Genomic DNA, 13,245 nt, shown 5'->3' with positions numbered 1-13,245 from the left:
GGCCCGGCCGGGGCATGGGGGGAGAGATCTCAAAGGCAGGGATCTTCCTCGGAGCACGCGGTGCGCTCCCCGTTTCCTCACCGACTTCGTCATCGCGGACCGAAACGTCCTCGGGAGATAGGACACTGGGACCATGCATGCTGCGCCGCCCTCCAGCCCTCAGGTCTCGGCACGCATGAGTCGGCAGGCCAACCGGGATACCGGAGCGGAGCGCGCGGTACGACGGCTCCTTCATGCTGCGGGGTATCGCTATCGGATACACCATCCGGTGCCGGGTATGCGCAGGCGCAAGATCGATATCGCCTTCACCGGCATCAAATTGGCCGTCCTCATAGATGGCTGCTTCTGGCACGGCTGTCCCGAGCATGCCACCAGCCCGAAGACGAATGCCGGCTGGTGGCGGCAGAAGCTCGATCGCAACGTTCAGCGGGACCGGGAGACGGACACACAGCTAAGGTCCCAGGGGTGGACGGTCCGGCGCTTCTGGGAGCATGAGTCTCCGGAGGTCGTCATGCGCCAGGTGGCCTCAGTCGTTGATCGCCGGAGGGCGACCCGGGATGGGCGGGCGGAAGGCGGTGAGGAGTGAGCGGACTTCGATGTGTCGATGTCTGCGCGGGAGCCGGGGGAATGGCCCTGGGACTGGAGCAGGCCGGCTTCGACCCCGTGCTGCTCCTCGACCGGAAGCCGGTGGCCTGCGACACCCTGCGGAGGAACCGCTCGGCGTGGCGGGTTCTCCAAACGGACTTGCTGGACTTCGCTCCTTCGAGGCACAGAGACATCTACGACGTGGACCTGCTGTCCGCCGGACTCCCTCGGGTGAAGGCCGGCGCGGTCGCTGCACCGAGCGGAGCGGCCCCCGAACTGCGCCTGGTGGAGGCAACCGTCTACCTGGTGCACGCAGTTCAGCCGCGTGCTCTGGTGATCGAGAACGTACCGGGTCTGGTGGACGCACCCGACCTGGAGCCGATGCGGGACTTCATCCGCGAGGAGTTGCATCATCTCGGATACCGACTCCTATGGTTTCTGCTGAACGCAGCCGACTTCGGGGTTCCGCAGCATCGGAGACAGGGCTTCCTCGTCGCCCTCAAAATGCCCTGGTTCGACGCCTTCCGGCCACCGGCCCCGACGGTTCGCGAGTCTTTCTCCGTCGGACGTGCTCTGCATCGCTCGATGGCCGCAGGGGGCTGGCCGGATGCGACCCGATGGGCTGGGCAGGCGGCAGGAGTGGCACCGACTCTGGTGGGCGGTTCGGAGAGCCGAGGGGGTGCGGATCTCGGGCCCACCGGAACGAGGAGGGCATGGGCCAGGATGGGGGTCGACGGGGGAACGGTGGCAGACGAGGTTCCCGGCCCGGACTTCCGCTGGGCGCCGGAGGCGGGGCGGCAGGGGATGGTTCGCATCACGACCGGGCAGGCGGCGCTCCTCCAGGGCTTTCCGGAGGACTGGGTATTCGCAGGGAAGAAGACCGCTCGCTATCGCCAGATCGGACATGCTTCCCCGCCACCGGTTGCCAGGGCGCTGGGCTGCGCGATCCGAGCCGCATTCGTGGGTCCTGAAAGCTCCCTCGACGGATACACTCCAACCCTATGAACAGCCCGGGAACACACGTTCGTCACCCTGACGGAATCAAGATGCTGGACCTCTTCGCTGGTCCCGGTGGACTCGACGTGGCGGCACGTTTCCTGGGATTCGACAGCATCGGGATCGAATGGGACCGGAGTGCTTGTGAGACCCGCTATGTTGCCGGCTTGCATACGATTCATGCAGATGTGAGCGTTATGCGCGAGACGCGCTTCGAGGAGATCCCCAAGTCCGTGGATATCCTCGCGGGAGGGCCACCCTGCCAATCCTTCTCTGTTGCCGGGCGAGGTGCCGGGCGACAGGCACTGGATACAGTGAAGGAATTCATTCATCGCCTGGTGTACGGAGAGGCCGAAGCCGAGATCGACAAGGATTTGCAGGCCATCGGCATGGACCCGCGTACAGCGCTGGTTCTGGAGCCGCTCCGCTGGTTGCTGAAAGCTATCGAAACAGAGGGCCGCGACCCGTACAGGGTGATTGTCCTGGAACAGGTGCCAGCGGTTCTTCCTCTCTGGGAAGTCTATGCTGAAGTGCTGCGCGGTGGTGAGGGGCGGCTTCGAGGCGTTAAGTATGAAGCTGCGTGCTGGGAGTTGAGGACCGAACAGTTCGGGGTTCCGCAGACACGCAGACGGGCGATACTCGTGGCCCGGCGGCCCGGAGAAGGTGCGATCGAGCCCTTGGAAGCAACGCATTCACGATTCAACGTGCATCGGGACAGGCGTGGTGTCGCACAAAGGGAGATCTTTACGAGTGATCCTTCGACTAATGGGCCGAAGCGCTGGCTTTCTATGGCGGAGGCCCTCGACGCGGCGAGCAGGTTGAGTGACTCGCCCGTTGACGTGGCCCGGCTCCGAACAAGAGGCGCGATAGATTTTTTCGTGGTTTCGAATTACGGCTCCGGGGGTGATCCGAAGAAAAGAGGGCGACGACTGTCCTCCGAGCCAGCCTTTACCGTGACCGGAAAAATCTCCCGGAACAAGGTCTACAGGAACAGTGAGGAATACGAGGCGGGAAAGCCCGATCGGTTCACGATCCCCGAGTCCGGCGTGCTACAGACGTTTCCGCACAACTTCCCCTGGTCGGGATACGACCAGGCACAGCAGGTGGGCAACGCGGTTCCGCCTCGGCTGGGGATGCACGTACTCAGCAAGGCCCTTCGCGGTACACCTCCCACGAAGGAGGAGTTGGCAGCCGCCACCACATGGCCGGCTGTGCCTGCGAGCACCACCGAGAATTTGCGGGTCATCGGGTGCGGCGATCACAGCCGATGCCCTCCGGACTCGCACAAGGTCAGCGGGGCTCGTCGGAAGCCTGCCCCCTGACCGGTGCATCGGCGAAGAGTTCCTCGAAGTGGGCGATCAGGCGCTGCACGGCGTCCTCCGGAACACGCTCCTCCTCCGGACCCTCCGGCAGCTCGTTCCTGGGAGCGGGGAGAGCCGACGCGGCTCCCGCGATCCACTCCCCCAGAGGTTCTCCATCGGGCTCCACGTCCGGGGCGATGACGTCGTACAAGAGGGTCGCAGCGGCCGCGTTGACCGCAGGTGTCAGCGCGTTGACTTCGCGACCGGTGCGGACGGCACCTCGCTCCAAGAGGCCGACCAGAGCCTGGGCGGTTGGGCGATGATCGACGATATCCAGTCGAAGTGCGGAGTTGAGCATGTCCTGGTTGCCACAGGCCACGACCACGGGTCGGTAGTCCGACCCGTTGCGGAACAACTCGGCCGCCCACCAGAGTCGGGCGAACGCCTGCTTGTAGTGCGCGCCGACGAACCTTTCGCGGGCCACCCGTCGGGGCCGACCCTCGGTCTTCGACTCCGGCATGTGCCGCCAGGCGACGTAGTCGGGTGCAACCCCCAGGGCCATATACGTCCAGAACCGCTTCTCGGCCGCTTCTCTGCGTGTCAGCCGTAGGGTCTCGTGCAGGCGCGGCGCCAGCCATGCGTCTGCCGTTGTCGGGCGGTCGTCCTTGAACTTGTTGAGGGCATCGTCGATCAGGTCTCGGACCCGGTGCAGTCGCATGCGCTCGTCGTCGCCCGCCACTGGCTCGGCCACCTTGTTGAGCGCGATGGAAGGGATGTCCTCGCGCCCCTCCAACAGCCCGGCCGAGATGTACTCGGCAGCCTGCGTGTCGGAGAGCAGGGCCAGCCGTTCCGGCAGGTGCTCGGGGCGGGACGTCATGGGTGCATCTCCTGATCGAGCCGTTGGATGTCGCGGACGGTGGCCGCCAACGCCTTCGGGACCTCGGCACGGCGGGCGGCCGCGTAGTGGACACGGGGTTGAAGGTCTGTCCAACTTCCCTCGCCGGTACGCCGGTTGTGCACCTCGCGGAGAGCATCCTCCACCGATCGCCCGGGGAGGATGTCGGGGAGCATTTCCCTGAGCACCGCACCCCGCCAGTCGGGCGGGAAGAGCGGAGTGCCGTCGTCCTCGATCTCCAGGTCGCCGATGGCGGAGTGGAAGACCGCGGTCCACACGTCGGCGCACATCTGGGCCAGCAGCATCTCGCCCATGATGTTCTCCGCCTTCGAGCCTCGGCCTTCCACCAGCGCCACAAGACCCTCGAAGTCCGAGTTCAGGCGCACGGTGGGCATCCGCCCGGAACTGTCCACCACCCAGGGCGCGTCCCGGAAGGCCCGCAGCCACTCGGGGCCCCGGGCGAAACTGACCGTGCTCACGTCGAGTTGTCGATCCCTGAGCGGGGCATCGGAAGTCAGGTCGATCATCCACTCCCGAGCAGTGGATGCGATGATTCGGCCTGCTATGCCCCCGACCGTTGCCACCACGTGGACGGCAAGGGAGGCCCGATCCAGATGACTGTCCCTTGTGAGTTCGATCTCTCCGCCCCAATCCCTGCCGCCGCCCGCATCGGGGCTCAGGCGCGCCACCGTTCGTGCGTTGGTGGCGCCTTCCGTCAGAACGGCTACAACCGTGACGTCGGACCAATGCCCCTTGGCCTCGATCTCGCGAGTGGGCACGGACACGGACAGCGTGAGCCGTGTGGTCTGCCAGTCGTGGCGCTCGGCTCTCCCCAGCGCCACGACTTCTTCGACAGCGGAGTACGCCCTGATGTCCAACTGCTCACGGTGATCGCCCGGCCCCCGCAGACGGACGGCAGTGACCCGTGCCGTCACGGGACCGGTCGGACGGGGGTACGGGTAGACCCTCACGCCAATCCCCCTCTTCTCTCCTGCAGCTCGACGACGAGCCCGGTCAGCGCTGCGCGGACCGGATGGGTGGTCACATCGGTGGTGCCTCGGAACACGGCGCGTCGTGTCCCCGAGGTGAACCGCAGCGCGTCATCCACCAGCTCACAGTTGCTCACGGGGACGAGTTCGGCCCATTTCACAACCGGACGAGGGCCGGAGCGCACCTCCAGCTTGGCAACCGGGTTCATCAGCCAGAACTCTCCTCCGGACGACACCTTGACCTCGGCGGTGATCTGCCACGCACCGGAGGGGGCGATCACCGCCTCGAGCTCGTCCAGCTTCGGAGCGATGACCGTCCCTCTGACCTTGGAGGGGCGCCTCCCCGAGATCTTGAGCCGCTTGCCGACTCTGCTCGCGCCGCTGGGGCTCTTCTCCTCGGGGAGCGCGACGAGCCCGTGCACCGCTCGGTTGGTCTCGGTCGTCAATGCCGCAATCCTCCGGTGGGCCGAGGGCGAATAGCGCAGCCGCAGTTCCTCGGTCCTGCCCCACTTGTTGTGCTCCGGCGGTTCGGAGGAGCGAAGAAACTCTTCGGCCTCGGCGGCGAACGACGCGGTGTCCCCGGCCGCCCGGCCGGCCAGCAGGACCGCCTGGAACGGATTCGTTCCCACGGGGAGGTTGGGCACCCGGCTGGTCCTCACGGTCATCCGGTTGCCGCGCATCGCGGTCACCTGGTTGATTCTGCCATCAGCGTCCGTAGCCTCGGTGACCAGCAGCACTGCCCGATGTTCACCGGCCGTGCCGGCGAGGCCATCCCGTTCGGGAACTTTCAACGGCACCGTGGTGAGGGCGACTTGCCCGGCTTCTGTGATGCGGTCCACTGTGCTGCCGCTCAGGAATGCGCGAAACGCACGCGTCCGCGCGGGCTGGTGGGTGTCCGGATCGACCCGCTCCTCTGCAAGATGCTCCACACCGTTGCGCAGAGTCCATACCGATGCCTCCAGCAGAGGCGTGTGGTCGCCTCCGGCGGTCATCGCGGCCCAGAAGTTTCGTCCGAGCGCACGAACCAGCCTCCGGTGCATACGCTCAAGGGAGTCCTCGTCGTCCCCGACGTCGCCGTCCTGATGTTGCCCGGCATCGGCAAGGCCAGCCACGTCATGCGCTCCGACAATCAAGAAGGACGTGCCGGGTTCGTCACTGTCACGGGTGAGATGGAGATTTTCGACAGTTTCCTTGTCCGCCCACCAGGAGCGCGCGATCTCGGGGTTCTCCGCGTGCACATCCGGTCGCCCAAGCCAGGCGGGACCGGCGAACCTTTTGCCGTCGACCTCCCGCCACGGCAGATCCAGCCGCCCGATCAGCCGCCGCCGGGTTCGTCCCTCGTGGGGTTCGGACAGCGTGGAGTTCATGAGGACGAGCCCGAGGCGGCTGGTTGCCCAGAGCGTCGCCTTTCCCAGACCGTACGAACCGCCCGCGCCGACATCCGACTTACGGCTCTCGAGTTGGCGGCGGACCACGGCGGCGAATCGACCGTCCTCGTAGTCGTCACCCGTCAACCCGTTCGCGTTGTAGTCGTCGACACGAAGGAGAACCAGCCGATCCTGGTCGAACATCTCCCGCAGCCCGGCGCCGATGACGCGCCCGACCTTCTGGTCCTGCACGGCGGCTGCCTCGTGATGCCGCTGGAGGTCGTCCCAGTGGATGGCAACTCGGAACCGGGCAAGGGCGTCACCGGTCAACTCGTGGAGTGTGTAACGGACCCTCACAGGGTGATCGTTGCGTCGGTCGCGCTCGTCGAGGCTGTTCTGGGTCGCCTCGCGAGCCAGAACCTCCAGATCCGCTTCGAAGGCGAAGGCGGCGGCATTGCCGAACTCGCGTCCCCCGTCGTCGTGCGCCGGTCGGTGGTACCAGGCGATTGGGAGTTGAGGGGATCGGTCCGCCGGTTCCTGATCGTCGGGTGGATCGGAGGGGGGCTCCTCCAGAGAAGCGAGGATCTGCCGTAGTTTCGCCAACTGTTCACGACGAGGAACGGAACGCCCCTCGAGCCAGGCCCCGATGAGTGCCGGTGTCACCTCCAGACGGTGTGCCAGTCGCCCTTCGTCCGTGCCGATTTTCTTCATCCGGTCGGCCAACCACGGACCGAATTCTGCTCCCTGCGAGTCCACCACGCCCTCTTTCCCATCGGCGTCACCTGCTTTGTTCGACGAGTCGTAACTCGACAACGAATCGCTGTCTCTCGCCTTCCTGCGCTCCACCCGATCTTTATGGAGTGAGGTTCTTCCAGCAGCCTCCCGGGCGATCTTTCGGGCCGCTCTCTTCCGGCGACGTTCCGTTTCAGGGTCCTCGGGATCGATCCCCGTATGGACTCTCAGGTCTTTCAGGGCGCGCTTCTCTACCTGCCGGATGCGTTCACGTGTGACCCCCAGCCGTTGACCGATTTCCTCCAAGGTCCAGGGCTTCCCGTCGACAAAACCGTGACGGAGTAGTAAAATCTCTCGGATCCTTTCGGTGAACATGCATTCCTCGAACAGCTGAAGCAGCCGCTCGCGCTCGAACACGGGCCACAATGCCTGTTCCGGCCCGACTACTTGGCCGACGTCCTTGATGAGCAGCTCTCCGGGGGGCGCATTCGGACCAGCGGGTTGATCCAGGGACAGCACGGTCTGCCGACCGAGGCGCAGGCACTCCTGCACCTTCTCAGGACTGAGCTCGCTGTGCAGCGCGAGGTCGTCCAGCTCCGGGATTTTGCCCTTCTCGCGAAAGGCGCGGTCCGCCTTTCGAACCTTCTCCATGTCCGTCCGGACATGGACCGGGATACGAATGGCCGAACCTTCGTTGATGATGGCCCGTGCGATTCGTTGCCGAACCCACCAGGTGGCATAGGTGGAGAACTTGCAGCCCAGGGTGACGTCGAACTTTTCCACGGCGCGAATGAGACCGATCACGCCGTGCTGAACGAGGTCGTCGTACATCGGGCTGTCCGGCGGATGTCCGGTTGCCTGGAGGATCTTGTGAACCAGACGCTGGTTGTGGACGATCATTGCGGTCAGCGCTTTGCTCTCCTCGCTGCCGGGTGGGAGAGCCGCAGAATATCCGTCCGGCAACGGCTCCGACGAGCCTCGGGAGCCTCGGAACAACAGACAGAGTCCGACTTCCTCCTCGGCGCTCAGCAGAAACCGATCCGGATTTCTCCGCCATCTATCTGCTTCCAGGAGCCGTAGGGCCGCACAACGAGCAGTTTGCATGTCGTCGATGCGGACCGTCCCTCGGAGGGATTCGAGATCGGGATGCCCCTCCTCCTCTTCTTCCTCCTCCCGCCGGCGCTCCGACTCCTCGGGGTCAGGATCGTGCTCGCCTGTCGCAGTCCGCGCGGAGCACTCGTCTTCTCCGCTGTGCTCGTCCTCCGGGCCGGCTGCGGTCACGGCTTCGCGCAGCGCATCCGCGTGCCGAGCATCCAGACGGGCGGCCCTCAACACCTGAAGCAGAGCGGTACGGCGGTCGATGCCCTCGGCCGTGAAGCGACGCACGAGGCGGACGAGGATATCCCAACCGGCCCTCCCCGCCCTGCTGTCGGAAGTATCCTCCGGTTCCGTTGTCATCTCGCCCCCGCGCCCACACCTCGTCCCTGTTCGTCGTAGTCCATCACTCATCGGCCGGTGCTGCCAGCAGTTCTCGCCAGAGGCTGTGCTCCGAGGGGCCGTCACTAGGTATGTTGAGGCCGTGTCGGTGTGACCATGGGGAGGGTGGATGCGGATCATTCCGAGTGAGATCTCGAGCAGTACCAAGAGCCGGGCGGAGCGCAGTGTGTTCACTGCACTCAAGGAGATGCCCGACACCCGGAGCGTCGCCCTGCACGCCGTTCATCTCCCCAAGCACGAGAGGAAGCGTGTCGGCGAGATCGATTTCGTTGTCATCATGCCCGATCTCCTGCTCTTCATCGAGGTCAAGGGCGGTCGGGTCGTGCACTGCGACGGGAAGTGGTACTACGGCCCGTCCGGCCGGGAAAGAGGGCCGAGCGAGAGCCCGTTCGCGCAGGCGAGCGGCGGCATGCACGAGTTCGATCGGATGATCGGTGATCGAATCGGCAACCTGCGAGACCATGGCGTCCCCAGCGGCTATCTCGTGATCACCACGGATGTGGATATACCGCGCACAACCGAGTTCGAGCCCGAACAGTATCTGGGTGCCAGCGCCTACGACGGTGGACGCGGGCTCTCCAAGGGAATCGAACGAACCACTCGATTCTGGCTGAAACGCAACAGGTGGGCCGATACCCCTGTCTCTGCCTCGCTGCGCGAGAAGGTGCTGCAGGCCGTCCGCCCGGACTTCGATCTCGTGCCCAACCTCCGCGCCCGGCTGTCACATCTCGAGGTGACCTTCGAACGGCTCACCAATGAGCAGCTCGACAGGCTCGACGAGTTGGAGACCAACGCGCGACTTGTCTGGACGGGAGGAGCCGGCACGGGCAAGACGTTCCTGGCGGCCGAAGCCGCTCGCCGGAAGTCCGCCAACGGCAGTGTTCTGTTCACGTGTTCGAGTGTCACGCTGGCCGCCCATATGGATCGGCTCCTCTCCGGTGAAGGGATCACCGTTCTGCCTTTCGACCGGTTGGACGAGGTGGTGGGCCGCCGCACCTTCGACCAGTTGATCGTGGACGAGGCTCAGGACCTGATGACGTTCGACAGCCTCAACATGCTGGACGAACTGGTAGCAGGTGGTCTTGACGGCGGCAGCTGGATCTTCATGCTGGACCAGAACAATCAGGTGCTCGCCCCGAATACCTACGACGATGAGGCATGGGGCTACCTGCGTAGTTTGGGCTTCGTGTACGGGCCCATGAAGCGCAACTGTCGCAACACCGCGCAGATCGTCACGCAGGTCCGCCTGTACACGGGGGCCGACCTGGGCGTTGCCTCCGCGGGCGAGGGCGAACCGGCGCGGTACGTCGAGGTGGCCACTCCTGCGGAGGAAGCAGCTCAGCTCGACAGCTATGTGCATGAACTGGTGGGCCAGGGAATCCCGTTGCGGGACATCGTGTTGCTGTCCGCCTCCGGGGACTGGACCACGAGCTCGGCCGCCCTCTCGCAGCGCGCATCCAGGATCGAGCGCTTCACCGATGTGGTGGGGACCGACCGGTCCAAGCAGCGTCTCACCTGGTCGTCGATTTCGGACTTCAAGGGCCACGAGAGCCAGGTGATCTGCCTGACGGACCTCGGACCCGAGCATCTTCAGGGGCGCCTCGATGCGCTCTACGTGGCCTGGACCAGAGCGCGCGCCCAGCTGTGGGTCGCCTGCCGGCCGGGCACACGACGGATATTGAGGAACCTGGGAGTCTCTGCAATGACACGGGAGGGGCGTCGCAGTTGAACGAGCTCGAACCACGACTCGATCGGCATCGAACGGAGTTTGTGCAGTACCTCCGCCGGCAGTTGGTCGGCCCGGCCCAGGCGGAGGACGAAGTTCTCGTCGACCCCCCGGACCGGCGTTATCTGATGGGCACGTTGTATCCGCGCGGCCCCTCCACTCTGGAGCACATGGGCGACGACGGCGGCCAGGATTCGCAGGGAGCGACGCCCGGAAACGGGGACGAGGACAGCTTCGCCGACGATCCGGTGGCGGAGGCGAATGCGTGGCTCCCGTCGTCGCTCGGCTTCTCCTTCTTCACCAACGCACGGCAGATCGAGGTCTGCTGCGCAGCCTCCCGATACGTGACGCACCGCGAAGGAGGTCGGCGCAGCTGGCGGCGGCAGCCGCGACTCGTCACGACGGAGACCGTCACCGTGGAGCTGGGGGATGCGCTGTCCGTGTTGGACGGACACGGGAGCCTTCACGTTCGGTGGCGTCCTCTCGGCAGCGGTCACCTCGTCACATGCGTGCTTTCGAACAAGCACCGGGAGGACGAGAGCGCGCACAAGGACCGAGATCTGATGCTTTTCCAGGTCGAGCTGAGCGCATCGACCGTCGACGGCACGATTCTCGAGTATCCAAGCACCCGTCTCAGCAGCCGTGACGAGGAGGAGCAGGAACTCCGCGTCCAGTACCGGCATATCGTGACCAGAGCGGTGGGGCACGGCTGTGCCGTCGAGTGGGACCACGACTTCGAGCGGGTCAACTCCGTGCGGGCCGAGGTGATGCCCCAACAGGTGGTGGAACGCATCAAGCCGGGTGGGCCCATCGACCTGCCGGTCCTCAAGCTGGCACACCTGTCCCGCGCGGGCCGGCCGGTGGGCGAGCTGCAGGCTGAATTGCACTCCTTCGTGAACGGCTATCGCGACTGGTTCGAAGCCCAGTGCTCGGCCGCAAGCGACCTGGGCTCCTGGGCCGGCGCACCCGCCGGGCGCATCCTCGGGCGCATCAGGACCGCGGTCGACCGTATGACATCGGGGGTGGAGGCACTCACCGCGCCCACCCCCGGCGGGGAAAAGGCACGTGAGGCCTTTCGCCTTGCCAACAGAGCCATGGCTCTCCAGATGCTCCACAGCGGATCGGAGTTCGCAGGAACTCGGCGCAGCAGGCGGGCCCCGGCCCTCGAACCGGGTGAGCCCAGCGATGCCTATGCCTGGCATCCTTTCCAGCTCGCCTATTTCCTGCTCGTGGTCGAGGGGTTGATGAACCCTCAGCACGAGGACCGGAAGACCGTCGATCTCATCTGGTTCCCCACCGGCGGGGGTAAGACGGAGGCGTACCTCCTCACCGCCTGCTTCGAGATCCTATGGCGTCGACTGCGGTTCGGCGCCGCGGGGGGCGGCACCGCGGTGCTGAGCCGATACACCCTGAGTCTGCTGACCACCCAGCAGTTCCAGCGCACGGCGACAGCTGTCTGTGCTCTGGAGCACATCAGGAGAGGTCATGACATTCCGGTCTCCCACGAGCTGGGAGAGGAGCCCATCACCATCGGGCTCTGGGTGGGCCAGGACACGACCCCGAACAGAATCGCGACCGCGCAGGAGAAGCTCGCCGAACTGAAGCAGCTGAGCCCACCCGATGGCCGCTTCCTGTTGGAGCGCTGCCCTTGGTGCGGTACCGAGATCGTTCCGGAACGGCATGGCCGGGACCGCGACTTCGGAATCCGCGCGGACGGCGTCAGCACCTCGTTCTTTTGTCCCCGCAGCACCTGTGCGTTCCACGAAATCCTTCCGGTGTCGGTTGTCGACGAGCAGATCTACAGCGAGCCCCCGACGTTTCTTCTCGGCACTGTGGACAAGTTCGCGAGGCTGGCATGGGAGCCGAAGGCGGGAAGCCTGTTCGGCGGATCGGGGAGGCGTGCGCCTTCCCTGCTGATCCAGGACGAGCTGCACCTGTTGGCCGGCCCGCTGGGGACCATGGTGGGCCTCTACGAGGCGGCTGTTCTCGAGTTGTGTTCATGGGGTGGTACGGTGCCGAAGGTCATCGCGTCGACGGCGACGATCAGACGTTCGCAGGAGCAGATCCGCGGCATCTACGGTCGCCCCGCCCAGTTGTTCCCCCCGGCCGGAATCAAGGCTGGCGACTCCTATTTCGCCGCGCCCGACAAGGAGCGGCCCGGACGTCTCTACGTGGGTGTCATGGCGCAGGGACATACAGCGTCGACTGCCACTGTTCATGTAGGTGCCGCCGCGTTGCAGGCGTCGGAGGAGATAGGTGACGACGAGGTCCGCGACTCGTACTGGACAACGGTCGCCTACCACAACAGCCTGCGGGAGCTCGGTCGGACCGTCACCATCGCCAGGGACGACATTCCCGCACGCCTTGAGCACCTGACTCAGGACGATTCCCGGCGTCGCAAGTTGAGCGACGAATCGGTGGTGGAGCTCACCAGCAACATTTCGCGATCCGCCCAACCACGACTCCTTGAGCGCTTGGGAAAGCGGTTCGACGACCGGGACGGTGTTTCGTTCCTCGCCACGACCAACATGCTGTCGGTCGGTGTCGACGTGGCACGCCTGGGCCTCATGCTCATGAACGGTCAGCCCAAGACGACATCGGAGTACATCCAGGCCACCAGCCGCGTGGGCCGGAGCGGAGTGCCTGGGTTGATCGTCACCATGTTCCGTTCGACCAAGCCTCGCGACCGCTCCCACTACGAGTCCTTCGGCGTGTACCACCGCTCGCTCTACCGACACGTGGAACCCACCAGTGTCACGCCGTGGTCCGTGCCCGCCCGTAAGAGGGCCCTACATGCGGTGCTCACCATCCTGGTGCGGCACGGCATCGGTCTCCGGGCAGAGAACAAGGCCGGGGACATTCTCGATCATCCGGACGACGTCGTTCGAATTCGAGATCTTGTGGTGGATCATGTGCGCCGGGCAGATCCAGAGGAGGCCGATGCCGCTGCGGTGTGTCTTGAAACGCTGATCGAAGCCTGGCAGCAGGAGGCCGAGATCGCGCGCGGAGACGGTTCACGTCTCTATTACCAGCCTCAGGGGCGGCAGCACAGTTCGCTCCTCGTCGATTTCGGCAAGCAGGGCGGCCTCTGGGAGACACCGCAGTCGATGCGCAATGTCGATCGAGAGTGTCTGATCGATGTGAGAGGAGTCTGATC

At 65.3% G+C, this 13,245-nt stretch carries 8 protein-coding genes; 5 read left to right on the top strand and 3 right to left on the bottom strand.

Annotation, left to right across the window (positions count from 1 at the left end):
- The first annotated feature begins 133 nt into the window (after window positions 1–133).
- The 3 genes from K4G22_RS16015 to K4G22_RS16005 are packed head-to-tail and all read left to right on the top strand — an operon-like array spanning window position 134 to window position 2,903.
- Window positions 134–586, top strand: coding sequence for a very short patch repair endonuclease (locus tag K4G22_RS16015; RefSeq protein WP_228080913.1), 453 nt, complete (start codon window positions 134–136; stop codon window positions 584–586).
- A complete protein-coding gene (locus K4G22_RS16010; RefSeq protein ID WP_228080912.1) occupies window positions 583–1,590 on the top strand; it encodes a DNA cytosine methyltransferase in 1,008 nt (335 codons plus the stop codon). Before K4G22_RS16015 ends, K4G22_RS16010 begins: the two co-directional genes overlap by 4 nt.
- Before the next feature lie 41 nt (window positions 1,591–1,631).
- Entirely contained in the window at window positions 1,632–2,903 is a 1,272-nt protein-coding gene (locus K4G22_RS16005; protein ID WP_265590234.1) for a DNA cytosine methyltransferase, read from the top strand.
- Here K4G22_RS16005 and K4G22_RS16000 read toward each other — a convergent pair.
- The 3 genes from K4G22_RS16000 to K4G22_RS31825 are packed head-to-tail and all read right to left on the bottom strand — an operon-like array spanning window position 2,872 to window position 8,251.
- The gene (locus K4G22_RS16000; RefSeq protein WP_228080910.1) at window positions 2,872–3,759 is read right to left on the bottom strand and encodes a DUF6339 family protein; all 888 of its coding nucleotides are present in this window, start codon (window positions 3,757–3,759) and stop codon (window positions 2,872–2,874) included. The genes K4G22_RS16005 and K4G22_RS16000 overlap by 32 nt on opposite strands.
- Window positions 3,756–4,748 (bottom strand): hypothetical protein, encoded by a 993-nt coding sequence (locus K4G22_RS15995; protein ID WP_228080909.1) that lies wholly within the window; start codon window positions 4,746–4,748, stop codon window positions 3,756–3,758. Before K4G22_RS15995 ends, K4G22_RS16000 begins: the two co-directional genes overlap by 4 nt.
- Entirely contained in the window at window positions 4,745–8,251 is a 3,507-nt protein-coding gene (locus tag K4G22_RS31825) for a sigma-70 family RNA polymerase sigma factor (RefSeq protein ID WP_322785103.1), read from the bottom strand. The genes K4G22_RS15995 and K4G22_RS31825 overlap by 4 nt, the downstream gene beginning before the upstream one ends.
- A 220-nt stretch (window positions 8,252–8,471) precedes the next feature.
- On the opposite strand from K4G22_RS31825, the gene K4G22_RS15980 reads away from it, so the two are divergent.
- Together K4G22_RS15980 and K4G22_RS15975 are read left to right on the top strand one after the other, a co-directional pair.
- Window positions 8,472–10,091: a nuclease-related domain-containing DEAD/DEAH box helicase gene (locus K4G22_RS15980; protein WP_228080908.1), complete on the top strand. Its 1,620-nt coding sequence runs from the start codon at window positions 8,472–8,474 to the stop codon at window positions 10,089–10,091.
- Window positions 10,088–13,243: a helicase-related protein gene (locus tag K4G22_RS15975; protein ID WP_228080907.1), complete on the top strand. Its 3,156-nt coding sequence runs from the start codon at window positions 10,088–10,090 to the stop codon at window positions 13,241–13,243. The genes K4G22_RS15980 and K4G22_RS15975 overlap by 4 nt, the downstream gene beginning before the upstream one ends.
- Window positions 13,244–13,245 lie beyond the last annotated feature (2 nt).

This window comes from Streptomyces profundus, assembly GCF_020740535.1.
GTDB classification, from domain to species: Bacteria; Actinomycetota; Actinomycetes; order Streptomycetales; family Streptomycetaceae; genus Streptomyces; species Streptomyces profundus.
This window is presented reverse-complemented; position numbering and strand designations above follow the sequence as displayed.

Coding starts and splice junctions, on each gene's coding strand:
- K4G22_RS15980 (WP_228080908.1), top strand. CDS start 8,472: ATGCGGATCATTCCGAGTGAGATCTCGAGCAGTACCAAGAGCCGGGCG.
- K4G22_RS16015 (WP_228080913.1), top strand. CDS start 134: ATGCATGCTGCGCCGCCCTCCAGCCCTCAGGTCTCGGCACGCATGAGT.
- K4G22_RS16005 (WP_265590234.1), top strand. CDS start 1,632: ATGCTGGACCTCTTCGCTGGTCCCGGTGGACTCGACGTGGCGGCACGT.
- K4G22_RS16000 (WP_228080910.1), bottom strand. CDS start 3,759: ATGACGTCCCGCCCCGAGCACCTGCCGGAACGGCTGGCCCTGCTCTCC.